Raw genomic sequence first — 24,752 nt, 5'->3', positions numbered from 1 at the left:
ATCTTTGGCACGTCCGATGTCCCGCTAGCCCATGAGGTAGCCCAATGAACACCGATGAACAAACCTTGATCGATGGCCTGTTCGGCCGCATCAAGCAAGCTGAAGACCCAAGCCAGCCGCGCGATGCGCAGGCGCAGGCTCGCATCGAGGAACATTTGCGCCAGCAGCCGGCCGCGCCTTACTACATGGCCCAGGCCATTCTGGTGCAGGAAGCCGCGATCAAACAATTGGACGAGCAAAACAAACAGCTCGAAGCCGAACTCAAGCAGGCCCGCGCCCAGGCGCAAGCGACCCCGGCCAGCAGTGGCAACAGTGGGGGTGGCTTCTTGTCGAGCATCTTTGGCGGGAGTGCACGCAACCCGGAACCGGCTGCGCAACCGCAGCGCTCGAACGCGCCGGTGGCCTCTGCCGGTGGCTGGCGTGAACCGAGCGCTCCGGGCTTCTCCCGTCCGCAGATGCAGCAGCAACAGCCTGGTTTCGGCGCCGCGCCGGCCCGTGGCGGCGCCAGCAGCTTCCTCGGTGGCGCGATGCAGACTGCTGCCGGTGTGGCCGGCGGTGTGTTGCTGGCGCAAGGCATCAGTAGCCTGTTCAACCATGATTCGCAGCCAGAAGAGGTGGCCGAGGTAGCCAAGGAAGAGCCGGCACCGGCCAGCGATACGGGTGGCTGGAACGACCAGGGCGGGCAGGAGCACGTGGCTGACAACGGTGGCTGGAGCGATAACCAGGGCGGTTTCGCCGACACTGACTATGGCAACGATGATGGCGGGTTCTTCTCCGACGACGACACCTTCGTCTGATCGCTCTGGCATACTGCTGGCATTTACAGGGGCGCCCATGCGCCCCTTTTCAGCCGAGGGTATGTGGTGAAGAAAATCGCACTGTTCGCCGATGTGCAGAACCTCTACTACACCGTGCGCCAGGCCCACGGCTGCCACTTCAACTACACCGCGCTGTGGAACGAGGTCAGCCGCGAAGGCGAGATCGTCGAGGCGGTGGCCTATGCCATCGACCGTGGTGACAGCAAGCAGCAACAGTTTCAGCAGATCTTGCGAAACCTGGGTTTCGAGGTGCGTCTCAAGCCGTTCATCCAGCGCAGCGATGGTTCGGCCAAAGGTGATTGGGACGTGGGTATCACGCTCGATGTGATCGATGCGGCCAGCCGCGTCGACCAGGTGGTGCTGGCTTCCGGGGATGGTGATTTCGACCTGTTGCTGGAGCGGGTGATCCAGCGCCATGGCGCCGAGGCGGTGGTGTATGGCGTGCCTGGGTTGACGGCGATGTCGCTGATCCGCGCGGCGAGCCGGTATGTGCCGATCGAGGGGCGGTTGTTGCTCAAGCACTGACCTCGTGCACGGGACGCACCGAAATTGTGCCACTCAATTAATCCTGTTTTGTAACTGATGTTTTCATGGCGTCCTCTCTAAAATCCGTTGACCGTAAATGGATGTCGAGTGTTCTGCCATGCCTGCCCCCCGTCGCTTCCCGTTGTTGCTGATTGGCGCCTTCCTGGCCCTGTACCTGGTCTGGGGTTCCACCTACCTGTTCATTCGCATCGGCGTCGAATCCTGGCCGCCCATGCTGATGGCCGGGGTGCGCTTCGTCATTGCCGGCGGGCTGCTCTACGGATTCCTGCGCTGGCGTGGCGTGCCAGCGCCGACCTGGCCGCAATGGCGTGCGGCGGGGGCGATCGGCTTTCTGCTGCTCAGCTGCGGCAATGGCGGCGTGACAGTGGCCGAGCATGCTGGTGTGGCCTCCGGGGTGGCGGCGTTGGCAGTGGCCACGGTGCCGCTGTTCACCCTGGTCTTTGGCTTGTTGTTCGGCCATCGCAATTCGCGTCTGGAGTGGGCGGGCATCCTGCTTGGCCTGGTCGGCATCGGCCTGCTCAACCTCGGCTCGAACCTGCAAGCCAGCCCAATCGGCGCCGCGCTGATCTTGTTTGCGGCTGCGTCCTGGGCCTTTGGCTCGGTCTGGAGCAAGAGCCTGCCATTACCGCAAGGCCCCATGGCCAGTGCCGCCGAAATGCTGGTGGGCGGTGCGGTATTGTTGCTGGGCAGCGCGCTGTCGGGCGAGCGCATGACGCAGATGCCGACTGCCGCAGGCTGGGGCGCGCTGGCTTATCTGGTGTTGTTCGGCTCGATCCTGGCCTTCAGTGCCTACATGTACCTGTTGAAAAATGTGCGCCCGGCCGCAGCTACCAGCTATGCCTACGTCAACCCGGCTGTTGCGGTTCTATTGGGCATCGTCTTTGCCGGTGAGCAGATCGGAGCGGAGGAATGCCTGGCGATGGCGGTGATCATCGGTGCCGTGGTGCTGATCGGCCTGCCGCAGTGGCGCAGGCCGGCAGCGCCCGCGCAACCGCTCGAGGGCGAAATCTGCAAGTAGGCTGGGGTGTTGCGGTAAACTTGCCGCCTTCGCTGAACCCCCTGACGGTATTGCCATGAATTTCGCCAAACTCGGCCTGATCGAACCCTTGCTGCGCACCTTGCAGCAGCTGGATTACACCACCCCGACTCCGGTCCAGGCCCAGGCCATTCCCGCGGTGCTCGCCGGCCGCGACCTGATGGCCGCCGCCCAGACCGGCACCGGCAAGACCGCCGGCTTCGCCCTGCCGGTGCTGCAGCGCCTGGCGCTGGAGGGGGAGAAGGTGGCCAGCAACTCGATCCGCGCGCTGGTGCTGGTGCCTACCCGCGAACTGGCCGAGCAGGTGCACAACAACGTACGCGAGTACGCTGAGAATTTGCCGCTGAGCACTTACGCGGTGTACGGCGGCGTCAGCATCAACCCGCAGATGATGCGCCTGCGCCGGGGTGTCGACCTGCTGGTGGCCACCCCGGGCCGCCTGCTCGACCTGTTCCGCCAGAACGCGGTGAAGTTCAACCAGGTACAAACGCTGGTGCTCGACGAAGCCGACCGCATGCTCGACCTGGGCTTTGCCGAAGAGCTGCAATCGGTGTACGCGGCGCTGCCGCGCAAACGCCAGACGCTGCTGTTCTCGGCCACCTTCTCCGAGCAGATCCGCATGCTCGCCGGGCTGGCGCTGAACGACCCGCTGAGCATCGAAGTCAGCCCGCGCAATGCCGCCGCCACCACGGTCAAGCAGTGGCTGGTGCCGGTGGACAAGAAGCGCAAGGCCGACCTGTTCTGCCACCTGCTGCGCAAACAACGCTGGTCGCAGGTGCTGGTGTTCGCCAAGACCCGCAACGGCGTCGACCAGTTGGTGGAGCGGCTGCTGGGCGAGGGCGTGAACGCTGATGGCATTCACGGCGATCGTCCGCAGGCCACGCGCCAGCGGGCGCTGGACAGCTTCAAGGCCCGTGAGATTCAGGTGCTGGTGGCCACCGATGTAGCCGCTCGCGGCCTGGATATCGACGACTTGCCGTTGGTGGTCAACCTCGACCTGCCGATCGTTGCCGAGGATTATGTGCACCGTATCGGTCGCACCGGCCGTGCCGGCAACAAAGGTGAGGCGATCTCGCTGGTGTGTGCGGATGAGGTGCAGATGCTTTCGGCAATCGAAACGCTGATCCGCCAGACCTTGCCGCGCCATGAAGAGCCGGACTTCATTCCCGATCACCGGGTGCCGATGACCGATGCCAGTGGCCAGGTGATCAAGAAGCCGAAAAAGCCCAAGAAGCCGAAAGAGAACAGCGCCAAGCGAGGGCTGGGGCGCTGGATGGACAGTGGCGACGAAGCGCCGGTCAAGGCGGTGCGCAAAGTGCCGAGTTTCAATACTGGGCCGAAAAAGCGTAAGCCGTAAGATTGTTGGGGCTGCGAAGCAGCCCCAGCGTTCCGTCACGCAGACCGCGCCAGCCAATCCGCCGCCGCCCGCCCAGCGCGAAGCCCGCTGGCAAAGCACGCCGTCAGCAGATACCCGCCGGTCGGCGCCTCCCAATCCAGCATCTCGCCGGCACAGAACACCCCCGGCATGCCCTTGATCATCAACCCCTCATCCAGCCCTTCGAATCGCACGCCCCCCGCACTGCTGATCGCCTCATCCAGCGGCCGGGTGCGCACCAGCGTGATTGGCAACGCCTTGATAGCCCTCGCCAGTGATTCAACGTCGGCAAAGGTCGCCTGATCCGTCAGCTCACGCAACAACGCCGCCTTCACCCCATCGATACCCAATTGGCTGTGCAGATGCTTGGCCATCGACCGTGAACCGCGCGGTTTGGCCAGCGCCTGGGCAATCTTGTCCACAGGCTTGTCCGGCAACAGGTCGAGCAACAGCGTGGCCTGGCCATCGCGGTTTATCGCTTCGCGCAACTGCGCCGACCAGGCATACACCAGGCTGCCTTCGACACCCTGGGCGGTGAGAATGAATTCACCTTTACGCGGCGCCTTGCCGGGCATGCTCAGGGCAATGTTTTTCAGCGGTGCACCGGCGAACTTGTCCTTGAGCAGCGCACTCCAGCCCGCCACTTCAAACCCACAGTTGCTCGCTTGCAGCGGTGAGATATCCACAGCCCGCTCGGCCAGCAGCGGCTGCCAGGCGCCGTCGGAGCCGAGCCTTGCCCAGCTTCCACCGCCCAGGGCAAGCACGATAACGTCAGCCTTCACTTGCATCTCACCCTGTGGATAAGCGATCCGCAAGGTGTTATCGGCATTCCATCCCAGCCAGCGGTACCGGGTGTGGATAACTACGCCGTTGTCGCGCAGGCGCTTGAGCCAGGCGCGCAGCAAGGGCGCGGCTTTCATGTCGGTTGGAAATACACGGCCTGAGGTGCCTATGAAGGTTTCGATACCCAGGCCGTGGATCCATTGGCGCAGGGCGTCGGCGTCGAAGTCGCGCAGCAATTCGTCGATTTCGCCTTGGCGCTCGGCATAGCGTCCAACGAACTGTGGATAAGCTTCCGAATGGGTGATGTTCATGCCGCCAACACCCGCCAGCAGGAACTTGCGGCCCACCGAAGGCATGGCGTCGAACACTTGAACGGCCAAGCCTCGCTGGGCCAGTGCTTCGGCCGCCATCAAACCAGCGGGGCCGCCGCCAATGACGACGGCGAGGGGAGGGCATGCGGGGTGCAGATCGGACATGGCGGGCGACAGGCTGTGGAAAAGTTACGCATTCTAGCGCAGCCCGGCCTCTTGAAGCACTGAACAAAAAATGATCAGTACTCTGTAGGCCACGAATGCTGTGGGCTACAGAAGCTTTCACTCAGGTTATCCACAAGCGGTTCCACAGTCATTGTGAACAACTGATGACCTTCGCCGCGCTGTGGTGGAGGATGCCGTGGCGCCGGGCCAGGGCTTCGCGGTCCTTGCTATAGCCGCCACCGATCACGCCGACCACCGGAATATCCCGGCCCAGGCAATGGCGCATGACAAGTTCGTCGCGCGCAGCCAGGCCGGCATCGGTCAGTTGCAAGTAGCCCAGGGCATCGTCCTTGTGCACATCGACACCGGCGTCGTACAGCACGAGATCGGGCTGGTACAGCGGCAGCAGGTAATTGAGCGCATCGTCCACCACCTTCAGGTAGGCCGCGTCGCCCATGCCGCGCGGCAGGGGAATGTCCCAGTCACTGTGGGCCTTGCGGGCCGGGAAGTTCTGCTCGCAGTGCAACGACACGGTAATGGCGTCCGGGGTGTCCTGCAGGATGCGCGCAGTGCCGTCGCCCTGGTGCACGTCGCAGTCGAAGATCAGCACCCGGTGCACGCGGCCGGCTTCCAGCAGGTAGCGGCTGATCACTGCCAGATCGTTGAAGATGCAGAAGCCGGCCGGGTGGTCGTAGTGGGCGTGGTGGGTGCCGCCGGCCAAGTGGCAGGCCAGGCCATGCTGCAGGGCCATTTCGGCGGTCAGCAACGAACCGCCCACCGCGCGCACGGTGCGCCGGGCCAGTGCCTCGCTCCACGGCAGGCCCAGGCGGCGCTGGTCCTCGCGTGACAGGTCGCCGTTCATGTAGCGCTCGATGTAGCTCCGGTCATGGGCGAGGGCGAGGATGTCGTTGGGGCAGATGTCCGGCCGCAACAGGGCCTGGTCGGTGGTCAGCCCGATGTCGATCAGGTGGTCGCGCAGCAGGCGGAACTTGTCCATCGGGAAGCGATGCTCGGGTGGGAAATCCGGGCTGTAGTCATCGTGGTAGATCAGCGGCAACGGCATGGTGAGTTCGCATTCAAGGCCAGCGCTGATCTTGCCAGCAGTTGGCGTGTGGGTAAAAGTTTGCGCCGCGCCTACGCTTAAAACTGCAGCACAGTAAAACCGGAGCACACCTCATGACACCTATCCGCGAACTGGAAAGCGCCCGCCTGGTGCTGCGCCAATGGCACGACGACGACTTGCGCGAATTCGCCGCCATGTGTGCTGACCCGCATGTCATGCGCTACTTTCCGGCACCGATGACGCGCGTGGAGGCGGCCGCGCTGATCGGCAGGGTCCGCGGGCATTTCAACGAATACGGCTATGGCCTATGGGCCCTGGAGCGCAAGGACAGCGGTGCCTTCATCGGCATGACCGGCCTGCTAAACGTCAACTTCGACGCGCCGTTCGCCCCTGCCGTGGAAATCGGCTGGCGCCTGGCCCGGCGCCACTGGGGGCTGGGATTTGCCAGCGAGGCGGCGTGGACCTGCCTGCGTTGTGCTTTCGCCCAATTGCGCCTGGAAGAGGTGGTGTCGTTCACTAGCGAAAGTAACCTGCCGTCGCAGAAAGTCATGCAGGCCATCGGCATGGTCCAGGACCTGCAAGGCAGCTTCGAACACCCGCGCCTACCCCCCGGCCACCCGCTGCGCCCCCACGTGCTGTACCGCATCGACCGCGCCCACTGGGAGCAGACCTTGCGCGCTGAATGAGCGGCCATGCGCGGCGCCAATGACAAACCCTGTATCATTCGCCTTCATGAAAGCGCCGTAGAGCTGTGATGCCTTGCTAGGAGAACCCCCGATGAGTCATGTGTTGGACGACCTGGTCGACCTGTTGAGCCTCGAGTCGATCGAGGAGAACCTGTTCCGTGGGCGCAGCCAGGACCTGGGCTTCCGCCAGCTGTACGGTGGCCAGGTGCTGGGCCAGTCGTTGTCGGCCGCCAGCCAGACGGTCGAAGACGCGCGGCATGTGCATTCGCTGCACGGCTACTTCCTGCGCCCGGGCGATGCCAGCCTGCCGGTGGTCTACTCCGTCGACCGGGTGCGCGATGGCGGCAGTTTCAGCACCCGGCGCGTGACGGCCATCCAGAAGGGCCAGCCCATCTTCACCTGCAGCGCGTCGTTCCAGTACGACGAGGAAGGTTTCGAGCACCAGGCGCAGATGCCTGACGTGGTCGGCCCGGAAAACCTGCCCACCGAGGTCGAGCTGGCTCGCGCCATGGCCGACCAGTTGCCCGAGCGTATCCGTGACAAGGTGCTGTGCGCCAAGCCGATCGAGATCCGCCCGGTGACCGAGCGCGACCCGTTCAACCCCAAGCCCGGCGACCCGGTGAAGTACGCCTGGTTCCGCGCCGACGGCAACCTGCCGGATATCCCGGCCCTGCACAAATACCTGCTGGCGTACGCCTCCGACTTCGGCCTGCTGACCACTTCGCTGCAGCCCCATGGCAAGTCGGTGTGGCAGCGCGACATGCAGATTGCCAGCCTCGACCATTCGCTATGGTTCCACGGCAACCTGCGCGCCGACGACTGGCTGCTGTACGCCACCGACAGCCCCTGGGCCGGCAATGCCCGTGGCTTCTGCCGCGGCAGCATCTACAACCGCGCTGGCCAGCTGGTGGCGTCCTCCACTCAGGAAGGTTTGATCCGCCACCGCAAGGACTGGGCATGAGCCTGGCCGATATTCGCAACTGGGTGTTCGACATGGACGGCACCCTGACCGTGGCGGTGCATGATTTCGCCGCCATCCGCGAAGCGCTGGAGATTCCGCCGGAACACGACATCCTCACGCACTTGGCAGCGCTGCCGGCGGCGCAGGCGGCCGCCAAGCATGCCTGGCTGCTGGAGCACGAGCGCGATTTGGCAGTGGCCTCGACCGCAGCCACCGGTGCGGTTGAGCTGGTGCGCGAGCTGGCCGAGCGCGGTTGCCGGCTGGGCATCCTGACCCGCAATGCGCGGGAGTTGGCGCATGTCACCCTGGAGGCGATAGGCCTGGCGGACTGCTTTGCCGTCGAGCATATCCTCGGGCGTGACGAGGCGGAGCCCAAGCCCAGCCCCGATGGCCTGTTGAAGATCGCCAGCGCCTGGGGTGTGGCGCCGAGTGAGTTGGTGATGGTCGGTGACTACCGGTTCGATCTCGATTGCGGGCGAGCGGCGGGGGCGCGGACAGTGCTGGTGAATTTGCCGGATAATCCGTGGCCGGAATTGGTGGACTGGCATGCGGCGGATTGCCGGGCATTGCGGGTGTTGCTGGGTTGATTGTTCTGTTGTGAGGGCAGCAACTGTCTATGCTGAACCCCAATCTTTCTCCCGAATGGAGCATCAGCCATGACCAGCAAAGCCATCTATGTGCAGCCCGGTGGCGGCTACGACAAGGTCGAAGTCGGCACCTGCGAGGCCGCACCACCCCAGGCCGGCGAGATCACCGTGCGCCTGCACGCCAGCTCCCTCAACTACCACGACTTTGCCGTGGTCAGCGGCATGTGGGGGCCGAGTGAGCGGCGTATACCCATGGCCGATGGCGCCGGCGAAGTGGTTGCGATCGGCGCGGGCGTCAGTGAATTCAAGGTCGGCGATCACGTCGTCAGCACCTTCTTCCCAAGCTGGCTCGACGGTCAGGCGCTGGTCGAAGGCTTCGCCAGCGTGCCCGGCGACGGCATCGACGGCTATGCCCGCGAACAGGTAACTGCCCGCGCCACCGCCTTCACCCTGGCGCCCAAAGGCTACAGCCATGCCGAAGCCGCAACCCTGACCACCGCTGGCCTTACCGCCTGGCGCGCGCTGATGAGCGACGACCACCTCAAACCCGGCGATACCGTGCTGGTGCAAGGCACCGGTGGCGTGTCGATCTTCGCCCTGCAGTTCGCCAAGCTGGCAGGCGCCACCGTGATCGCCACCTCATCCAGCGATGCCAAGCTGGAACGCCTCAAAGCCCTGGGCGCCGACCACCTGATCAACTACAAGCGCACCCCCGCCTGGGGTGAGAAGGTGCGTGAGCTTACTGGCAACCGTGGTGTCGATCATGTGATCGAAGTGGGCGGCCCGGCGACCCTGGAGCAGTCGATGATCGCCGCCAGGATAGGTGGGCATGTATCGCTGATCGGCATCCTCACCGGTGTTGCAGGGCAACTGCCGCTGGTTCAGGCGCTGGTACGGCAAATCCGCCTGCAAGGCGTGCTGGTGGGCAGCCGCGCGCAGCAACAGGCAATGGTGCGGGCGATTGACGCCAACGGTCTGCGGCCGGTGGTGGACAAACATTTCGAGCTGGAGCAGATCGTCGAAGCGTTCCGCTACCAGGAGAGCAACCGGCATTTCGGCAAGATCTGCCTGACCTGGTAATCAAGGGGCCTTGTGCCTAGTCAGGCAACAACCGGTCGCGGCTATTGGAGAGGTGAATGCAGATCGCCGCGCGCGCCGCATCCGGGTCTTGCCGGCGGATGGCATTGAGAATCGCCTCGTGCTCCAGATTGGCCAGGTACGCATGCCGGGCCAGGTTGGACCCCGCGCGTTCGGCGATGGCCATGCGGTTGCGCGGGATCAGGCCATTGCCCAGCTGCGCCATCATCTCGCTGAAATACAGGTTGCCGGTGGCCTCGGCGATCAGCAGGTGAAAACGCCGGTCGGCTTCGATGCAACTGTCACCGGCGGCGGCCAGGTCCTGGTAATCGTCCAGCGCCTGGCGCATGCGCGCCAGCTGCTGGTCGCTGCGGCGCACGGCGGCCAGCGCGGCGGCCTGGCCTTCCAGGCCGATGCGCAATTCCAGCAGATCGCGCACGCTCGCGGCATTTTCCGCCCCCACCCGCAAGCGCGCCTGGCCCTGGCGCTCGATCACGAAGGTGCCAATGCCGTGGCGTGGTTCGACCAGGCCCGAGGCCTGCAATTTCGACAGTGCCTCACGCACCACGGTGCGGCTGACGCCATGCTCACGCACCAGGGTGTTTTCCGACGGCAGCTTGTCCCCCGGTTTGAAGGTGCCCAGCAGGATCTGCTGGGTCAGGCTCGACACCAGGTCATGCGCGCGGCTGTGGCTGCGTTTTGTGGTTGGTTGAGTCATAGGCCTGCTACGTGAGTGCTTGTACGACAAGTTAATCGATAAAAATATTTTTTGCCTTGTTTTTTCCTGCCTGCTGTTGATCTGTCTAACACGTTATCTGCTTTATCACGTCAATGTCGCTATTTATCAGCTTGTATTTTGTTAGTTAGGCGACATTCGGCGTCTTGTCGTACAACTCCGTCGCGCATATGCTCCACCCCACTGTCATGTCAGACAACGACCCGCACAAAAACAATTAGTGGGAGATCCACCAGTGAACGACACCCTCGCTCCGTCTGCCCGGAATGAAGGCGACGTGCTGGCCAGTGCCGTGGCCAAGGTCAAACGCCACGTCCTGCCGCTGTTCGTCATCATGTTCATCGTCAACTACCTCGATCGCGTCAACATCGGCTTCGTCCGCCCGCACCTGGAAAGCGACCTGGGCATCAGCGCCGCTGCCTATGGCTTCGGCGCCGGGCTGTTCTTCATCGGCTATGCGCTGTTCGAAGTGCCCTCCAACATGCTGCTGCAACGTGTCGGTGCCCGTTTGTGGCTGACCCGCATCATGTTCACCTGGGGGCTGGTGGCCACGGCCATGGCCTTCGTCCAGACCGAAACCCAGTTCTACGTGCTGCGCTTTCTGCTCGGCGTTGCCGAAGCCGGCTTCTTCCCTGGGGTGATCTACTACTTCACCCGCTGGCTGCCAGCCGCCGAGCGCGGCAAGGCGATTGCCATCTTCCTCAGTGGTTCGGCGCTCGCTTCGCTGATATCCGGCCCGCTGGCCGGGGCGCTGATGCAGATCCAGGGCCTGGGCATGCACGGCTGGCAGTGGATGCTGTTCATCGAAGGCATGGCTTCGGTCATCCTGTGCTTCTTCGTGTTCTTCTGGCTCGACTCCAAACCGCATGATGCCAAGTGGTTGAGCAAAGCCGAACAAGACGCGCTGGTCGAAACCATCGACCGCGAGCAGCGTGAGCGCGAGGCCATCGGCACGGTCAAACCGTCGTCCTGGAGCCTGCTCAAGGACCGCCAGATCGTGCTGTTCTGCCTGATCTACTTCTGCATTCAGCTGACCATCTATGCCGCGACCTTCTGGCTGCCGAGCATCATCAAGCGCATGGGCGACCTCAGCGACCTGCAGGTCGGCTTCTTCAACTCGATCCCGTGGTTGATCTCGATCCTGGCCATGTATGCCTTCGCCGCAGGCTCCGTGCGCTGGAAATTCCAGCAGGCCTGGGTGGCCGGCGCGTTGGTGACCGCAGCGATCGGCATGTTCATGTCGACCACCGGCGGCCCGGTGTTCGCCTTCGTCGCGGTGTGCTTTGCCGCCATCGGTTTCAAGTCGGCTTCGTCGCTGTTCTGGCCGATCCCCCAGGGCTATCTGGATGCACGCATCGCTGCGGCGGTGATCGCCCTGATCAACTCGGTCGGCAACCTTGGCGGCTTCGTCGCACCTACCACCTTCGGCCTGCTGGAGCAGCAGACCGGGTCGATCCAGGGCGGGCTGTACGGCCTGGCCGTGACTTCGGTGCTGGCCGCCATCGCCGTGTTCTTCGTCCGCCTGCGCCCCAAGGGCGCCCCTTCCAATGAGCTCAAGGCGCCCTCGGCGCTGAGCCAGAACCACTGATGACTGCGAGATAACAACCATGAATATGCAGACGACTCCCGCACTCCACACCAGCACGCCCGTAGTCACCGACCTGCGCGTGATCCCGGTGGCCGGCCATGACAGCATGCTGCTCAACCTCAGTGGCGCTCACGGCCCGTTCTTCACCCGCAACGTCGTGGTGCTGCGTGACAGCGCCGGCAACACCGGCCTTGGCGAAGTGCCCGGTGGCGAGAAGATCCGCCAGACCCTGGAAGACGCCCGCAGCCTGGTGGTCGGCCAGCCGATCGGCCATTACCAGCGCGTACTCAATGCCATGCGCCAGACCTTCGCCAACCGCGATGTCGCGGGCCGTGGCCTGCAGACCTTCGACCTGCGCATCACCGTGCACGCGGTAACGGCCATCGAATCGGCACTGCTCGACCTGCTCGGCCAGCACCTCAATGTGCCGGTCGCAGCGCTGCTCGGCGAAGGCCAGCAGCGCGACGCGGTGAAGATGCTCGGCTACCTGTTCTACATCGGCGACCGCCAGCAGACCGACCTGGCCTACCGCAACGAAGCCGATGCCGATGACGACTGGTTCCGTGTGCGCCACGAAAAGGCCCTGACGCCCGAAGCCGTGGTACGTCTGGCCGAAGCGGCGAAGCAGCGCTATGGCTTCAGCGACTTCAAGCTCAAGGGCGGCGTGCTGCGCGGTGAAGAGGAAATGGAAGCGGTCACGGCCCTGGCCGAACGCTTCCCCGAAGCGCGCATCACCCTCGACCCCAACGGCGCCTGGTCACTGAAGGAAGCCATCGCCCTGTGCCGCGACAAGCACGATGTGCTGGCTTACGCCGAGGACCCGTGCGGCGCCGAGAACGGCTATTCGGGCCGTGAAGTGATGGCCGAATTCCGCCGTGCCACCGGGCTGCCGACCGCCACCAACATGATCGCCACCGACTGGCGGCAGATGGGCCATGCGATCCAGCTGCAGTCGGTCGACATCCCCCTGGCCGACCCGCATTTTTGGACCATGCAGGGTTCGGTGCGGGTGGCGCAGATGTGCAACGACTGGGGCCTGACCTGGGGCTCGCATTCGAACAACCACTTCGATATCTCGCTGGCGATGTTCACCCAGGTGGCGGCAGCGGCGCCGGGCGAGATCACCGCCATCGACACCCACTGGATCTGGCAGGACGGCCAGCGCCTGACCCGCGAGCCGCTGCGCATCGTCGACGGGCATGTGCGCGTGCCAGAGCGGCCTGGGCTGGGCGTGGAGCTGGATGAAGATCAGTTGGCCAAGGCCCATGAGTGCTACCGCAACATGGGGCTGGGGGCGCGGGATGATGGCGTGGCGATGCAGTTTTTGATTCCGGGTTGGACGTTCGATAACAAACGGCCTTGCCTGGTGCGCTGAGTCTTAGGGCCTCTTCGCGGCTAAAGCCGCTCCCACACTGTGGGAGCGGCTTCAGCCGCGAAGAGGCCTGCACAGATTCACCCCGCTTCAAAAAAAGCCCGCGCCATCGCCACAAAAGCCCCCAACACCGGATTGGGATTATCCCGGCAATACGCCAAAAAGATCTCCGCCTGCTGATCCGTCCCCACCAGCGGCCTGAATTCTACCTGTTCCAGCCGCAACGCCTGCGCCGAAGCCGGCACCACCGCACAGCCCAACCCGACATTCACCAAACCCAAAATCGAATGCGTCTGCCCCAGTTGATGCAGATACCGCGGCTGCACCTCGTGCCGGGCAAACAGGTTGGCGATGCGGTCGTGGAAGTAACGCCCTTCGCTGGCGCTGTACATCACGAATGGCTGGTCGTCGAAATCGCTCGGCCTGAGCCGCTCGCGCGCCGTCAGCGCATGCCCGGCGGGGAGGGCGGCGACGAAGGGCTCGCGGTGGATCGGCAGGTATTCCACACATGCGCTGGGCAGCACCTGTCGCACCAGGCCGACATCGATCAGGCCGGCTTCCAGGTCATGCACCTGAGTGGAAGAGATGCGCTCGCTGAGCACCAGCTCGATGTCGGGCACGGTCTGCCCTGCATGCACCAGCAGGCGCGGGATCATGCTGTAGGCGCCCACAGCAGTGAAGCCCAGCGTCAACCGCCCAGCCTCGCCGTGGGCGATGCGCCGCGCCGATTGGCTGGCCGACTCGGCGATCTGCAGCACCCGCCGCGCATCCTCCAGAAAACTCTGACCGGCCAGGGTGAGCCGCGCCTGACGATTGTTGCGTTCGAGCAGCAGTACCCCGAGCGAATGTTCCAGCATCTGGATTTGCCGACTCAGCGGCGGCTGGGTCATGTGCAGGCGGGTGGCGGCGCGGCCGAAATGCAGCTCTTCGGCGACGGCCACGAAGCAGCGCAACTGGTGCAGCTCCATGATTCAATTCCTGAATTATTCGATCCAGTATCTATATTAGACCTGTATCAAATGCCGGCCTAGCATCGAGTGACGACTTAGGAACTGCCGGATGCCAACGATGAACCACGACACCGTCGAACTGTTGCTGACTCAACCCGTCCCGGAGGCCATCGATGCGCAGTTGGTCAATGCCTATCGGGTGCACCGCCTGTACCAGCATGACAACCCGCAACAGCTGCTCGATGAAGTTGGCCCGCGCATTCGCGGCGTGGTCACCGGTGGTGCCAAGGGCCTGAGCAACGCTCTGATGGATCAGCTGCCTGCGCTGAAGATCATCGCCATCAGTGGCATCGGCACCGATGCCGTCGACCTGCGTCACGCGGCCAGCCGTGACATTCATGTGACCACCACCCCGGGTGTGCTCACGGCTGATGTGGCGGATATGGCCATGGGCTTGATCCTCAATACCCTCCGCCGCCTGGGCGAGGGCGAGCGGCTGGTGCGCGATGGCTTGTGGGGCACGGTCAACCTGCCACTGGCGCGCAAGGTCAGCGGCATCGCGCTGGGTATCGTGGGCCTTGGGCAAGTCGGCAAAGCGATTGCCCGCCGCGCTGCCGCCTTCGATATGCGCATCGCCTACAACGGCCGGCGCGAACAGCCCGATTGTGGCTACCGCTTCGAGGCTGACCTGGTGGAACTCGCGCGTTCGGTGGACGTGCTGGTAGTGGCTGCCTCAGCCGATGGCGGCCAGGCGCTGGTGACCGCCGAAGTGCTCGATGCGCTGGGGCCGCAGGGTTACCTGATCAACGTGGCGCGCGGCAAGTTGGTAGATGAGCAGGCGCTGGTCGAGGCGTTGCGCGAGCAGCGCATTGCTGGCGCCGGCCTGGATGTATTCGTCGATGAACCCCATGTGCCGCCCGCGTTGCTTGACCTCAACCAGGTCAGCCTGCAGCCGCACCGTGGCAGCGCCACCCTGCAGACCCGGCTGGAGATGGGGCAGATGGTGGTGGACAACCTCGCGGCCTGCTTCCGTGGCGAGGTGCCGCCGAATCGGGTGATCGACCTGTAGGGCCATTCGCGAATGTAGGAGCGGCTTTAGCCGCGATGAGGCCGCCAAAAGCAGCACAAGGCCCCAAGGCCACACCTTCTCTGCACAAAAACAATCGCTCCCCATGAGGAGCAAAGAGGGTCCACATGAACAGCAAATCCGCCGTCGCCGCTCCGCAGGCCGTGGCCGGGATCGGCCGCCATCGTTTCATGATCCTGGCGCTGATCTTCGTCATCACCGTGATCAACTACGCCGACCGCGCCACCCTGTCGATCACCGGCACCCAGGTGCTCGCCGACCTCGGCCTCGACCCGGTCATGCTCGGCATGATCTTCTCCGCGTTCGCCTGGGCCTACGCCCTCGGTCAGGTACCCGGCGGCTGGCTGCTGGACCGCTTCGGTGCGCGCCGGGTGTATGGCATCAGCCTGATCCTCTGGTCGCTGTTCACCCTGCTGCAGGGCACGGTGGGGTGGATGGGCCTGGCCGGCGTGTCGGCCGCCGTGGCGCTGTTCTCCATGCGCTTCATGCTCGGCCTCGTTGAAGCCCCGGCGTTTCCGGCCAACTCGCGCATCGTCAGTTGCTGGTTCCCCACCCGCGAACGCGGCACCGCTTCGGCGCTGTTCAACTCGGCGCAGTACATGGCGGTGGTGGTGTTCGCGCCGCTGATGGCGTGGATGACCCACACCCTGAGCTGGGAGCAAGTGTTCATCTGGATGGGCGTGCTCGGCCTGCTGCTCAGCGTGGTGTGGTTCCGCCTTTACCACGAGCCGCACAGCGCACCGGGGCTGAGCCGCGAAGAGCTCGACTACATGCGCGAAGGCGGCGCCCTGGTCGACCTGGAGCAGGAACGCAAGACAGCCAAGAGCAAGCCGACCCGCGCCGAGATCGCGCAGCTGTTCACCAGCCGCAACCTGTGGGCGGTGTACCTGGGCCAATACTGCATCACCGCGCTCACTTACTTCTTCATCACCTGGTTCCCGATCTACCTGATCAAGGGCCGTGGCATGACCATCATGGAAGCCGGCTGGGTTGCCGCGCTGCCGGCCATCTGCGGCTTCACCGGCGGCATCCTCGGTGGCTTCGTGTCCGACTGGCTGATCCGCCGTGGCGTGCACCCGTCCAAAGCGCGCAAGACCCCCTTCGTGATCGGCATGGCGTTGTCCACCAGCCTGGTGCTGGCCAACTACGTCGACAGCAACGCGGCCGTGATCGCCATGATGACCCTGGCCTTCTTCGGCAAGGGCCTGGCTGCGGTGGGCTGGGCGGTGCTGTCGGATGTGGCGCCGAAGAAAATGGTCGGCCTGTGCGGTGGCGTGTTCAACGGCATCGGCAACGTCGCCGGCATCGTCACCCCGCTGGTGATCGGCTACGTGGTAGCCAGCACCGGCTCGTTCCACAACGCACTCTGGTTCGTGGCCGCCCATGGCGTGCTGGGAATCATCGCTTACCTGTTGCTGGCCCGACGCTTCGAGCGTACCGGGCAGGCGTAGGCAGACGCCTTGGCAACAGAGGCCCCGGGAGACCGGGGCTTTTTTGTGTGCGCCTGAAATGCATATCCAAATGAAAAACGAAACCTCCAAACGGCCAGCAGGCGCGTTTGGATATGCCATTCACGACATCTGGCGTTTCTGGAAAAGCGCTGTCGTGATCGAACAGTTCCGAGGCGTTCTCGTGTAATTTCCCACAGCCTCACGAGGCTTAAATGAACCCCGAACCGCATTGGCGCCTTGCGCTGTGACGCGTGCCAAAGATCAACAACAGCGCGCAAACAAGGTGTCGACTTATTGATTTCAAAGGAGATATTTTCGCCTACGCCTGCCCGTCCTTCCTTGTGTCAGCAAAAAGAGAACAACATCAATGAACACCGTGGGATCTGATGGCAACCTTGCGCAAGGTTTCAAGCCACGTCATGTAACGATGCTGTCCATCGCGGGCATCATCGGTGCCGGACTTTTCGTAGGCTCCGGGCACGCCATCGCGGCGGCCGGGCCAGCCACCATCGTTTCGTATTTCGTCGCTGGCACCCTGGTGGTGCTGGTCATGCGCATGCTCGGCGAAATGGCCGTGGCGCACCCTGACACCGGCTCGTTCTCCACCTACGCCGACCAGGCCATCGGCCGCTGGGCCGGCTACACCATCGGCTGGTTGTATTGGTGGTTCTGGGTTTTGGTAATTCCCATCGAGGCACTGGCCGCCGGGCATGTGCTCAACGCCTGGTTCCCCCAGGTGGACAGCTGGATCTTCGCCCTGGCGTCAGTACTGTTGCTGGCCTGCACCAACCTGTTCAGCGTGGCCAAGTACGGCGAGTTCGAGTTCTGGTTCGCCATTCTCAAGGTCACGGCAATCCTGGCCTTCATCGGTTTGGGCTTCGCCGCGCTGATGGGCTGGCTGCCCAACCGCGAAGTCAGCGGGTTGAGCGGGTTGATGAAAGACTACGGCGGCTTCACCCCCAACGGCTGGTCGGCCGTTATCGGGGCGTTCATCACCGTGATGTTCAGCTTCATCGGCACCGAAGCGGTGACCATCGCCGCCTCGGAATCCAGCGACCCGTCGCGCAACATCGCCAAGGCCACACGCTCGGTGATCTGGCGCATCAGCACCTTCTACATCCTGTCGATCTTCGTGATCATTTCGATCGTGCCGTGGAACGACCCGCAGCTGGCGGTGGTAGGTTCGTACCAGCGCGCACTGGAAATCATGAACATCCCCAACGCGGCTTTCATGGTCGACCTAGTGGTGCTGGTGGCGGTGACCAGCTGCATGAACTCGTCGATCTACATCGCTTCGCGAATGATGTATTCGCTGGCCAAGCGCGGCGACGCCCCGGCCTTCCTCAACAAGACCTCCAAGGTCGGCGTGCCCCGCGCCGCCGTGTTCGGCAGCACCCTGATCGGTGCGGCCATCGCCATCCTCAACTACTTCGCGCCCAAGGGCGTGTTCGAGTTCCTCCTGGCCAGCTCCGGCGCCATCGCGCTGCTGGTGTACCTGGTCATCGCCATCTCGCAGCTGCGCATGCGCCGCCGCCTGGAGCGCGAGAATGCCGAGCTGAAGTTCCGCATGTGGCTGTTCCCGTGGCTGACCTGGGCGGTGATCCTGTTCATTGCCGGGGCGCTGGCGGTGATGATGTATACGCCGGAGCATCGTGCGGAAGTGAGTGCGACGTTGGGGTTGGCGATCGTAATTTCATTCCTTGGGATCGTCACATCGCGGGGGCATGCGCAAGGGGTGGGGGCGCGGTCGTTGGGGTGATTGGGTTTTTTCACTGCGGCAATTGTCGCACCACTGGTGCGACAATTGCTGCGCTGGTGCTAACGGCGTGGGGGGCCTATGTGTAGTCCCATCCCAGTGGGAGCAACTTCAGCCGCGAAGGAAGCAACGCAAACCACAAATTAACTGAAAATAAATGAGGTGCTTTCTCATTCTCGTCCGACCTCTACAAAAGGCCGGAATACAGGCCAGTCCGCCGACACCCTCCACGGAGCGAGAGAATGAGTTCTACCCCTGTTTCACAGCGCCATCCTTTGAATCGTGCCCTGCATGCTGCGCTCTTTGGTTTGATGGTCAGCGGCTATGCCATGCCATCGCTTGCCCAACCCCTGGCAGCGGACCGCAACAACCCGCTCAAGCAGTGGGACATCCCGGCCGGCCCGCTGGCCCCCGCACTTGACCGCTTTGCCCGCGAGGCAGGCATCAGCCTGTCGTTCGATGCGCAAAACGTCGCCAACCGCAGCACCCAGGGCGTACACGGCGCGCTGGACACCTCGGCCGCACTGTCGTCGCTGTTGCAGGGCACTGAGCTGCAGCTCGAACCACAAGGGCCGAATGCCTACCTGGTGATCCCACAAACCAAACCTGCCGGCCCACTCGAACTGGGTGCGACCGAGGATTATCGCCTAGCCCCGGTCATCATCAATGCCAAGGTCAAGGCCAGTGCCGACGATGACATCAACTCGGTCGTCGCCAAGGAGCTGTGGGTAGGCGGCAAGGTCGCAACCAGCATCCTCAACACCCCCGCGTCGGTGTCTGTGGTAACCCGCAAGGAAATGGAACAGCGCAGCGTCAGCACCACCGAAGAAGCCCTGCAATACACCCCCGGCGTGGTCAGCGACTACTACGGCTCCGACGACCGCAACGATTACTTCCTGATCCGCGGCTTTCAGGCCACCACCTACCGCGACGGCCTGACCCTCAGCTCCATGCGCGGCGTGCGCGAAGACCCATACGCCTACGAGCGCATCGAAATCCTGCGCGGCGCCAACTCCACCCTGTTCGGCCCAGCCGACCCCGGCGGCTCGGTGAACTTCGTGACCAAGCAGCCACGCTTCGAGAAGTTCGGCCAAGGCTACGTCACCTACGGCTCCTACGACCACGCCGAAACCGGCATTGACGTCGGCGACGCACTGAACGACGAACAAACCCTGGCCGGTCGCTTCACCGCCAAGATGCAGAACAGCGACCGCGAGTACGACCACTCCCAGGACGACAACCGCTTCATCATGGGCGGCCTGACCTGGGCCCCGACTGACTACACCTCCGCCACCATGGTGCTCGACTACCTCAAGACCAACAGCTCCCCGAACAGCGGCGGCTATCCGCTGGACAAGGAATACGACCGCAGCGACTTCTTCGGCGAACCCAGCTACAACTTCCACGATGTCGAACGCACCAGCCTCAGCGGCAACATCACCCACGACTTCGACAACGGCTTCGTCCTGCGCAGCAACCTGCGCTACAGCGAGCTGACCGACGATTTCGGCTACGCCTACCTGAGCGACAGCCCGACACGTGTTGGCACCACCATCCCACGCTACATCTTCGGTACCGACAGCGACGCCGACCAACTCAACGGCAACCTGATGCTGCAATACGATGCTCAGTTCGAGCACATCGACAGCAGCACGCTGGTGGGCGTGGAATACCTGGACTCGACCACCACCCAAAGCTCCGTTTACGGCCTGGCGCCCTCCATCGACATCGCCAACCCCGTATTCACCGGCGTGCCAGGCGGCGCAACGCCTTACACCCGCAAAAAGAACGACGCCACCACCAAGGCCGTTTTCCTGCAGCAGAACCTGTCGTTCTACGACCGCGTGATCGCCACCGCCGGCGTGCGTAACGACTCGATGGACCTGTCCAGCAAGGAATACATCGGCGCTGCGGGGACTGAGAAAGACAACTTCTCCGAAACCTCCTACCGAGCGGCACTGACCTACATCGTCAACGATGAGGTGTCGACCTACGTGAGCATGGTCGAGTCCGTTTCGCCGCCACAGGTTGGCGTGACACCGCAGACCGGCAAGCAGTACGAAGTGGGCGTTAAGTACTCGCCCATGGGCATGGACGCACTGTTCTCCGCAGCTGTTTACGACCTGACCCAGGAGAACGTCACCATCGCCGTGGTGCTGCCGAGCGGGATCATCGAGCAGCAGACCGTGGGTGAGTCCCGCGTGCGGGGTCTCGATCTGGAGGCCAAGGCGCAGCTGACTCAGGAGATCAGCCTGATCGGGGCGTATTCCTATATGGAGTCCGAGGTGGTGCGCGGGACGTTGCGCAGTGGTGCTTCGCTCAAGGGGAATGAGTTTACGACGGCGCCGAAGCATACGGCTTCGTTGTGGAGCTACTACGACGTGCCGGGGACTGACGTGAGCGTTGGGCTGGGGGCGCGGTATGTGGGGGCTTATTACATGGATGCGGCTAATACCAAGAAGAGTGATGGGACTACGTTGTTTGATGCGGCGCTGAATTATCGGATTGCCAAGGGGACCGACCTGGCGCTGAACGTGAGCAATTTGTTTGATGAGCAGCATGTGGTGGGGTCGGGGACGGCGAACTACTACAACCCGGGACGGGAGGTTACGGCTAAGGTGAGCTATAGCTGGTAGGGCGGGGTTGGACGTGGTGCCCACTGTGGGGTGGGCACCGCCTCGCTTTGCACGGACTGCAGGCACAAAAAGAAGACGCCCGAGGGCGTCTTCTTTTTTTCGGATTTAGTGGCCGGGGTGATCTGAATTGATTGGCTAAGCCACTCTTTTGGTTGAAAAAACTCGGTCTAAAAGTGGTCATGAAATACCAATTGGAATACCGAAAGCTCGATTTCACGGTGCGCGGGCTCGTCTGAGGCCGTGACGACGGCAGTTCAGTCTGAGGCTTTGATTCTCTGATGCTGCGCCACCAAAAGCTGACCGTCAGGATCAGAGCAGGTGATGCCAGGTGCTGAGTCCTGGTAAAGGTGTAGTCACACGCTGCGAAATTCACATGAGCTGCCTCGGCTTCTGTGGACATATCTGCCGCACGGTGTAACGCGCCTGCAATAGACACGCTCCGTGAGGATCGAGTAGTGTCGCAGGCGAATTTGCTCCCGCATCTGATCGAGCAAACGAGGCTGTCCTTCCATGGTGTGTAACTCCCTTGTACGCTCATCGAAACGCCAACAGCTCCAGCCTAGACAGGGATAACGAAAGGAACAAGGAATGTTATACACCACGCCCGTCCGCGCAGTTATACACCAATTGGTGTCTATTTATAGTTGTGTGAAGAGTCTCAACGGATGACTGAACAAGAAACACACCATAAGATGATCGTTGGCAGCTTTATAAAAAACAAGCTGGAAGAATATGAGTGCTTCCTAAGAAAAATTATAAGCATTTGCAATCTAGTCAACAACAGCTTCTTAGCCGGAATCAACCCTGTCAACACAAGCGATGAAGACATAAATTTCACCTTCAATGCTTTCGTTAATACCTTCCAGTCACTTAAAGACTCTTTAGAAACAGCTACAAGCCAGAAAATTGCTTGGTCATACTTCTCAGAAGTAAGGCAATCTGCATTTTTCAAGGAATGCAGAAATGCCATAACGCATGACGGCATGCAAATCATCAACGCCTACACTGATGGCAAGTATTACATTGCGAGCAATATAGAAAGAATTGACAGCAAAGGGAAATTTATTAGCCTTGAAGCCCCGAAGCAAGACATTCTCACTCTGTGTCTAGAATTCTCTGCTGATCTAATGCTTCAAGTCGAAAAAATCGCTGATGAATACGGCCAAAGCATTCCGACTCAAAGCAATGTAGACAAAATGAAATGCATTGCACGTTACATGAGCAGCCCTATTGTTCCTGAGTTTGCGCGCACGTTATTCCAACAAAGTCGTGAGATTATCGAGCAGCAATTAGCGGCACATGTCTTCAACCCGGTAGCAGACATTTAAAAGCAAACCGCGAGCATTAGCAGTCTATGTGCTCAAGCATAACAATTGGTTCAAATCGTTCGCTACGCTCACTGGGGCGGGCTAAGGCCCGCCCCTTAACCAAACGTTAGCTTTCACTAAGTAAGCGGAGATAACTTGAAACTTTTAATACCATCGTCCAAGCAGTTCAAAAGTTGGACTATGCTAAATAGAATTGGCTATGTTGGAGCTGCAATTGGAATATTTGTAGGTTCAGTTCAGCTGATTATCTGGATTATTGGTGTTTACCAATGGCTGGAACCCGCTCCATCGAAGCTGAGTGCTCAAGACCTCCTCACCATTGATCAGAATCCGACTAAATTAGAAATAACAAGGGTAGAAAAAGAAAAAAACAGCTCCAGTGATGAATTAGTCACTTTTACTATAAAAAACACATCTAATGTGACCGCGAAAAATGTCAGAGTAGAATTTTATAATTATGACTATAATAGATCTCCATATAGTGATGAATTTGCTAATGGCTATAACGGTAATGGAGTAGATATTCGCGCTGGAGAAACTCGTAAGTACAAAGTAGCGTTACTAAGCGACTACGAAAACTTCTTTAACCCTGATGACTCAGGTGCGCCCCTTCTAAGGGTTTCAACAGAAGTTCAATCTGAACGACCGTTTGAGTTAGAAGCACTTGCCTGTGGAGTAATCAATGGTGATATACCTCCTTGCACTTTCAGTGTCTCGGGCAGGTCTACGGTTGTAGATATTAGATATGGCTCTATCTTTGGGCAAAAGTACCACGTACTAACTCAGTTCTATAATACTTTTCTCAAGGGTGAAGTTAAGTTTCTACCAAAGCTAACAATGAGCTCAAGCAAGGACGCAGCATAGCTGCGCCGCTTAGCTTGTCGTTAGATGGCTATGTCGAACCGGAGCATTGCAACGCGAATCATGGAAGTGGTGGCTGCATACGAGGCGAAACAAGTTGGAGCGTCGGCCATTGCCCGTGCACTGGAGCTACATGAGCCCGCGTTTGAGGCGCTTCCTCGCACAGTGCGCGACGAAATGCATCACCTATCCGTCCAGATCATCAGGGACGACGTAACGTCGCTGGAGGAAGCGCAACTCGGTTTCAAGTCTGATGGAGTGGCAATTTCAAGGCTTAGAGCTTTGCTTCAGTCAGTTGAAGAATGAGCCGCCTGATGCAAACGCTCGAGTCGATCAAGCGAGCCGGCAACGGCGACAAGGTTATCGTCTTTACCGAGTTGCGAGATATTCAGCGGGAATTGCAGCACGCGATTCAGCAGCATTTCGGATTTCGGGCGACGGTCATCAATGGTGATACCAGTACCAGCAGTCAGAGCGCCAATAGCCGGCAGAGGCTGATCGATCATTTCCAGGAGCTGCCAGGGTTCGCCGTCATCATCCTGTCCACTATCGCAGTCGGATTCGGGGTGAACGTGCAGGCCGCCAACCACGTCATTCACTTCACGCGTTGCTGGAACCCGGCCAAGGAAGATCAGGCGACCGATCGGGCCTATCGGATTGGGCAGCAGAAGGATGTGTATGTGTACTATCCGACGGTTCGAGATGCAGCGATGCCGACGTTTGAGGCGACGCTGGATGAACTTTTGAGTAAGCGACGGGCGTTGGCGCGGGATATGTTGAGTGGGGCTTCGGAGCTTCAGGCTTCGGATTTTGAGGGATTGCTGGGGGCGCGGTGAAGGCTGAGCCTTTAATTAATCAAAATCACAATCGAATTAGAAAGGTGACGGCCAGCCTCGACACACTGTTAATGCCTGGCTCCCTATGCGGGGTTACTTAGCTATGTGTCAATTATGCGTGCAGGTTGTTCATTACTGCATTTGCAATTGGGGAGCTTTCAGCCGTCTGAGGGGGTTCTAACGCAGTACCGCCAGCGAGGCCTGCCTGGATTGTTTACCTGTGAGCTTGTCCAGTCTTGGCGCCGGCAGCTCAATGGCCTACGGTGCGCTGAAGTTTGCATCGCAGGGCGCATACGTCGAAGCAGCTGTGGTGTCCATGATGTCGAGTAGGTTGAGCGAAGAGCTATCCGCCTCGGCATCGCATTCTTCGTGACGGCGGCATCGATGGCCTATTGGATTACTCGCATCCGCTGTTCTGTGAGCGCAACTGCCTTTGCTTTCTCACCGTGGACAGCTCCCGGCAGCTTCAGGACAGACGGGGGATTGGGATGATCCAGCGGCGTGATCCAATCGCACGGGGGAACGTGCATTTCGCCATGCGCTGGCGTCACAGTGCCGCGCGAGTAGCTTGAGTGGATACTGATGTTACCTCTGTGCAAAAAAGCCGCGTTTTGATGGGGCGCGATCTTTACCCATGCTGGCTGGATAGATATTGTGACGTCGTTCGCACACAGTTAGGTCAAAGAGCCATCAGGGACGTAATCAAGGGTTCTAGCGTACACTTTTACGCCGTCCCAATAATC

The 24,752-nt window shown here is 61.3% G+C and carries 20 protein-coding genes and 1 pseudogene; 17 read left to right on the top strand and 4 right to left on the bottom strand.

Going from position 1 to position 24,752, the window contains the following annotated elements:
• The first annotated feature begins 44 nt into the window (after positions 1–44).
• From ACIQUF_RS22325 to ACIQUF_RS22310, 4 genes are all read left to right on the top strand, one after another.
• Positions 45–797 carry a DUF2076 domain-containing protein gene (locus ACIQUF_RS22325; protein WP_403135533.1) on the top strand — a complete coding sequence of 251 codons (753 nt, stop codon included), beginning with the start codon at positions 45–47 and terminating at the stop codon, positions 795–797.
• A 66-nt stretch (positions 798–863) separates the two neighbouring features.
• On the top strand, positions 864–1,343 hold the full coding sequence (locus tag ACIQUF_RS22320) for an NYN domain-containing protein (RefSeq protein WP_403135531.1): 480 nt from the start codon (positions 864–866) through the stop codon (positions 1,341–1,343).
• A gap of 118 nt (positions 1,344–1,461) precedes the next feature.
• Entirely contained in the window at positions 1,462–2,382 is a 921-nt protein-coding gene (gene yedA / locus ACIQUF_RS22315; protein ID WP_403135528.1) for a drug/metabolite exporter YedA, read from the top strand.
• A gap of 55 nt (positions 2,383–2,437) precedes the next feature.
• Positions 2,438–3,757 carry a DEAD/DEAH box helicase gene (locus ACIQUF_RS22310; protein WP_400798598.1) on the top strand — a complete coding sequence of 440 codons (1,320 nt, stop codon included), beginning with the start codon at positions 2,438–2,440 and terminating at the stop codon, positions 3,755–3,757.
• A gap of 35 nt (positions 3,758–3,792) precedes the next feature.
• Here ACIQUF_RS22310 and ACIQUF_RS22305 read toward each other — a convergent pair whose 3' ends face one another.
• On the bottom strand, positions 3,793–5,034 hold the full coding sequence (locus ACIQUF_RS22305; protein WP_403135525.1) for a TIGR03862 family flavoprotein: 1,242 nt from the start codon (positions 5,032–5,034) through the stop codon (positions 3,793–3,795).
• A gap of 148 nt (positions 5,035–5,182) precedes the next feature.
• Positions 5,183–6,097, bottom strand: a complete 915-nt coding sequence (locus ACIQUF_RS22300) for a histone deacetylase (RefSeq protein ID WP_403135524.1) — start codon at positions 6,095–6,097, stop codon at positions 5,183–5,185.
• Positions 6,098–6,210: 113 nt separating this feature from the next.
• Here ACIQUF_RS22300 and ACIQUF_RS22295 point away from each other — a divergent pair, with 113 nt between their 5' ends.
• From ACIQUF_RS22295 to ACIQUF_RS22280, 4 genes are all read left to right on the top strand, one after another.
• Positions 6,211–6,783 (top strand): GNAT family N-acetyltransferase, encoded by a 573-nt coding sequence (locus ACIQUF_RS22295; RefSeq protein ID WP_403135521.1) that lies wholly within the window; start codon positions 6,211–6,213, stop codon positions 6,781–6,783.
• A gap of 91 nt (positions 6,784–6,874) precedes the next feature.
• Positions 6,875–7,744, top strand: coding sequence for an acyl-CoA thioesterase II (gene tesB / locus ACIQUF_RS22290; RefSeq protein WP_403135518.1), 870 nt, complete (start codon positions 6,875–6,877; stop codon positions 7,742–7,744).
• Positions 7,741–8,331 (top strand): HAD family hydrolase, encoded by a 591-nt coding sequence (locus tag ACIQUF_RS22285; RefSeq protein WP_403135516.1) that lies wholly within the window; start codon positions 7,741–7,743, stop codon positions 8,329–8,331. The genes tesB and ACIQUF_RS22285 overlap by 4 nt, the downstream gene beginning before the upstream one ends.
• Positions 8,332–8,400: 69 nt before the next feature.
• Positions 8,401–9,411, top strand: coding sequence for an NAD(P)-dependent alcohol dehydrogenase (locus ACIQUF_RS22280; protein ID WP_403135513.1), 1,011 nt, complete (start codon positions 8,401–8,403; stop codon positions 9,409–9,411).
• 16 nt (positions 9,412–9,427) lie between these two features.
• On the opposite strand, the gene ACIQUF_RS22275 is transcribed toward ACIQUF_RS22280, so the two are convergent.
• Positions 9,428–10,126 (bottom strand): FadR/GntR family transcriptional regulator, encoded by a 699-nt coding sequence (locus tag ACIQUF_RS22275; RefSeq protein ID WP_403135511.1) that lies wholly within the window; start codon positions 10,124–10,126, stop codon positions 9,428–9,430.
• Positions 10,127–10,379: 253 nt separating this feature from the next.
• Here ACIQUF_RS22275 and ACIQUF_RS22270 point away from each other — a divergent pair, with 253 nt between their 5' ends.
• The gene (locus ACIQUF_RS22270; protein WP_403135508.1) at positions 10,380–11,732 is read left to right on the top strand and encodes an MFS transporter; all 1,353 of its coding nucleotides are present in this window, start codon (positions 10,380–10,382) and stop codon (positions 11,730–11,732) included.
• A gap of 19 nt (positions 11,733–11,751) precedes the next feature.
• The gene (gene gudD / locus ACIQUF_RS22265) at positions 11,752–13,107 is read left to right on the top strand and encodes a glucarate dehydratase (protein WP_403135505.1); all 1,356 of its coding nucleotides are present in this window, start codon (positions 11,752–11,754) and stop codon (positions 13,105–13,107) included.
• A gap of 77 nt (positions 13,108–13,184) precedes the next feature.
• Here the strand turns inward: gudD and ACIQUF_RS22260 are convergent, their stop codons facing one another.
• Positions 13,185–14,072 carry a LysR substrate-binding domain-containing protein gene (locus ACIQUF_RS22260; RefSeq protein WP_403135502.1) on the bottom strand — a complete coding sequence of 296 codons (888 nt, stop codon included), beginning with the start codon at positions 14,070–14,072 and terminating at the stop codon, positions 13,185–13,187.
• A gap of 100 nt (positions 14,073–14,172) precedes the next feature.
• On the opposite strand from ACIQUF_RS22260, the gene ACIQUF_RS22255 reads away from it, so the two are divergent.
• From ACIQUF_RS22255 to ACIQUF_RS22225, 7 genes and pseudogenes are all read left to right on the top strand, one after another.
• Entirely contained in the window at positions 14,173–15,123 is a 951-nt protein-coding gene (locus ACIQUF_RS22255; protein WP_403135499.1) for a 2-hydroxyacid dehydrogenase, read from the top strand.
• Between the two features lie 125 nt (positions 15,124–15,248).
• Positions 15,249–16,592, top strand: coding sequence for an MFS transporter (locus tag ACIQUF_RS22250; protein ID WP_403135497.1), 1,344 nt, complete (start codon positions 15,249–15,251; stop codon positions 16,590–16,592).
• Positions 16,593–16,959: 367 nt separating this feature from the next.
• Positions 16,960–18,351, top strand: coding sequence for a GABA permease (gabP, locus tag ACIQUF_RS22245; RefSeq protein ID WP_403135494.1), 1,392 nt, complete (start codon positions 16,960–16,962; stop codon positions 18,349–18,351).
• Between the two features lie 239 nt (positions 18,352–18,590).
• Positions 18,591–20,984, top strand: a complete 2,394-nt coding sequence (locus tag ACIQUF_RS22240) for a TonB-dependent siderophore receptor (protein WP_403135492.1) — start codon at positions 18,591–18,593, stop codon at positions 20,982–20,984.
• A 665-nt stretch (positions 20,985–21,649) separates the two neighbouring features.
• A complete protein-coding gene (locus tag ACIQUF_RS22235; protein WP_403135489.1) occupies positions 21,650–22,312 on the top strand; it encodes a hypothetical protein in 663 nt (220 codons plus the stop codon).
• A gap of 135 nt (positions 22,313–22,447) precedes the next feature.
• Positions 22,448–23,176 (top strand): hypothetical protein, encoded by a 729-nt coding sequence (locus tag ACIQUF_RS22230; protein WP_403135486.1) that lies wholly within the window; start codon positions 22,448–22,450, stop codon positions 23,174–23,176.
• A gap of 308 nt (positions 23,177–23,484) precedes the next feature.
• Positions 23,485–24,009: pseudogene (locus ACIQUF_RS22225) on the top strand (helicase-related protein); the annotation flags it as partial.
• Positions 24,010–24,752: the final 743 nt, after the last annotated feature.

The organism is Pseudomonas sp. NPDC090233 (assembly GCF_044772285.1).
Lineage (GTDB): Bacteria > Pseudomonadota > Gammaproteobacteria > Pseudomonadales > Pseudomonadaceae > Aquipseudomonas.
The sequence above is the reverse complement of the archived record's forward strand: the minus strand, read 5'-3'. Positions and strand labels throughout refer to the sequence as shown.

Coding starts and splice junctions, on each gene's coding strand:
- tesB (WP_403135518.1), top strand. CDS start 6,875: ATGAGTCATGTGTTGGACGACCTGGTCGACCTGTTGAGCCTCGAGTCG.
- ACIQUF_RS22260 (WP_403135502.1), bottom strand. CDS start 14,072: ATGGAGCTGCACCAGTTGCGCTGCTTCGTGGCCGTCGCCGAAGAGCTG.
- ACIQUF_RS22325 (WP_403135533.1), top strand. CDS start 45: ATGAACACCGATGAACAAACCTTGATCGATGGCCTGTTCGGCCGCATC.
- yedA (WP_403135528.1), top strand. CDS start 1,462: ATGCCTGCCCCCCGTCGCTTCCCGTTGTTGCTGATTGGCGCCTTCCTG.
- gudD (WP_403135505.1), top strand. CDS start 11,752: ATGAATATGCAGACGACTCCCGCACTCCACACCAGCACGCCCGTAGTC.
- ACIQUF_RS22310 (WP_400798598.1), top strand. CDS start 2,438: ATGAATTTCGCCAAACTCGGCCTGATCGAACCCTTGCTGCGCACCTTG.
- ACIQUF_RS22300 (WP_403135524.1), bottom strand. CDS start 6,097: ATGCCGTTGCCGCTGATCTACCACGATGACTACAGCCCGGATTTCCCA.
- ACIQUF_RS22295 (WP_403135521.1), top strand. CDS start 6,211: ATGACACCTATCCGCGAACTGGAAAGCGCCCGCCTGGTGCTGCGCCAA.
- ACIQUF_RS22305 (WP_403135525.1), bottom strand. CDS start 5,034: ATGTCCGATCTGCACCCCGCATGCCCTCCCCTCGCCGTCGTCATTGGC.
- ACIQUF_RS22240 (WP_403135492.1), top strand. CDS start 18,591: ATGAGTTCTACCCCTGTTTCACAGCGCCATCCTTTGAATCGTGCCCTG.
- ACIQUF_RS22275 (WP_403135511.1), bottom strand. CDS start 10,126: ATGACTCAACCAACCACAAAACGCAGCCACAGCCGCGCGCATGACCTG.
- ACIQUF_RS22250 (WP_403135497.1), top strand. CDS start 15,249: ATGAACAGCAAATCCGCCGTCGCCGCTCCGCAGGCCGTGGCCGGGATC.
- ACIQUF_RS22235 (WP_403135489.1), top strand. CDS start 21,650: ATGACTGAACAAGAAACACACCATAAGATGATCGTTGGCAGCTTTATA.
- ACIQUF_RS22255 (WP_403135499.1), top strand. CDS start 14,173: ATGAACCACGACACCGTCGAACTGTTGCTGACTCAACCCGTCCCGGAG.
- ACIQUF_RS22280 (WP_403135513.1), top strand. CDS start 8,401: ATGACCAGCAAAGCCATCTATGTGCAGCCCGGTGGCGGCTACGACAAG.
- ACIQUF_RS22285 (WP_403135516.1), top strand. CDS start 7,741: ATGAGCCTGGCCGATATTCGCAACTGGGTGTTCGACATGGACGGCACC.
- gabP (WP_403135494.1), top strand. CDS start 16,960: ATGAACACCGTGGGATCTGATGGCAACCTTGCGCAAGGTTTCAAGCCA.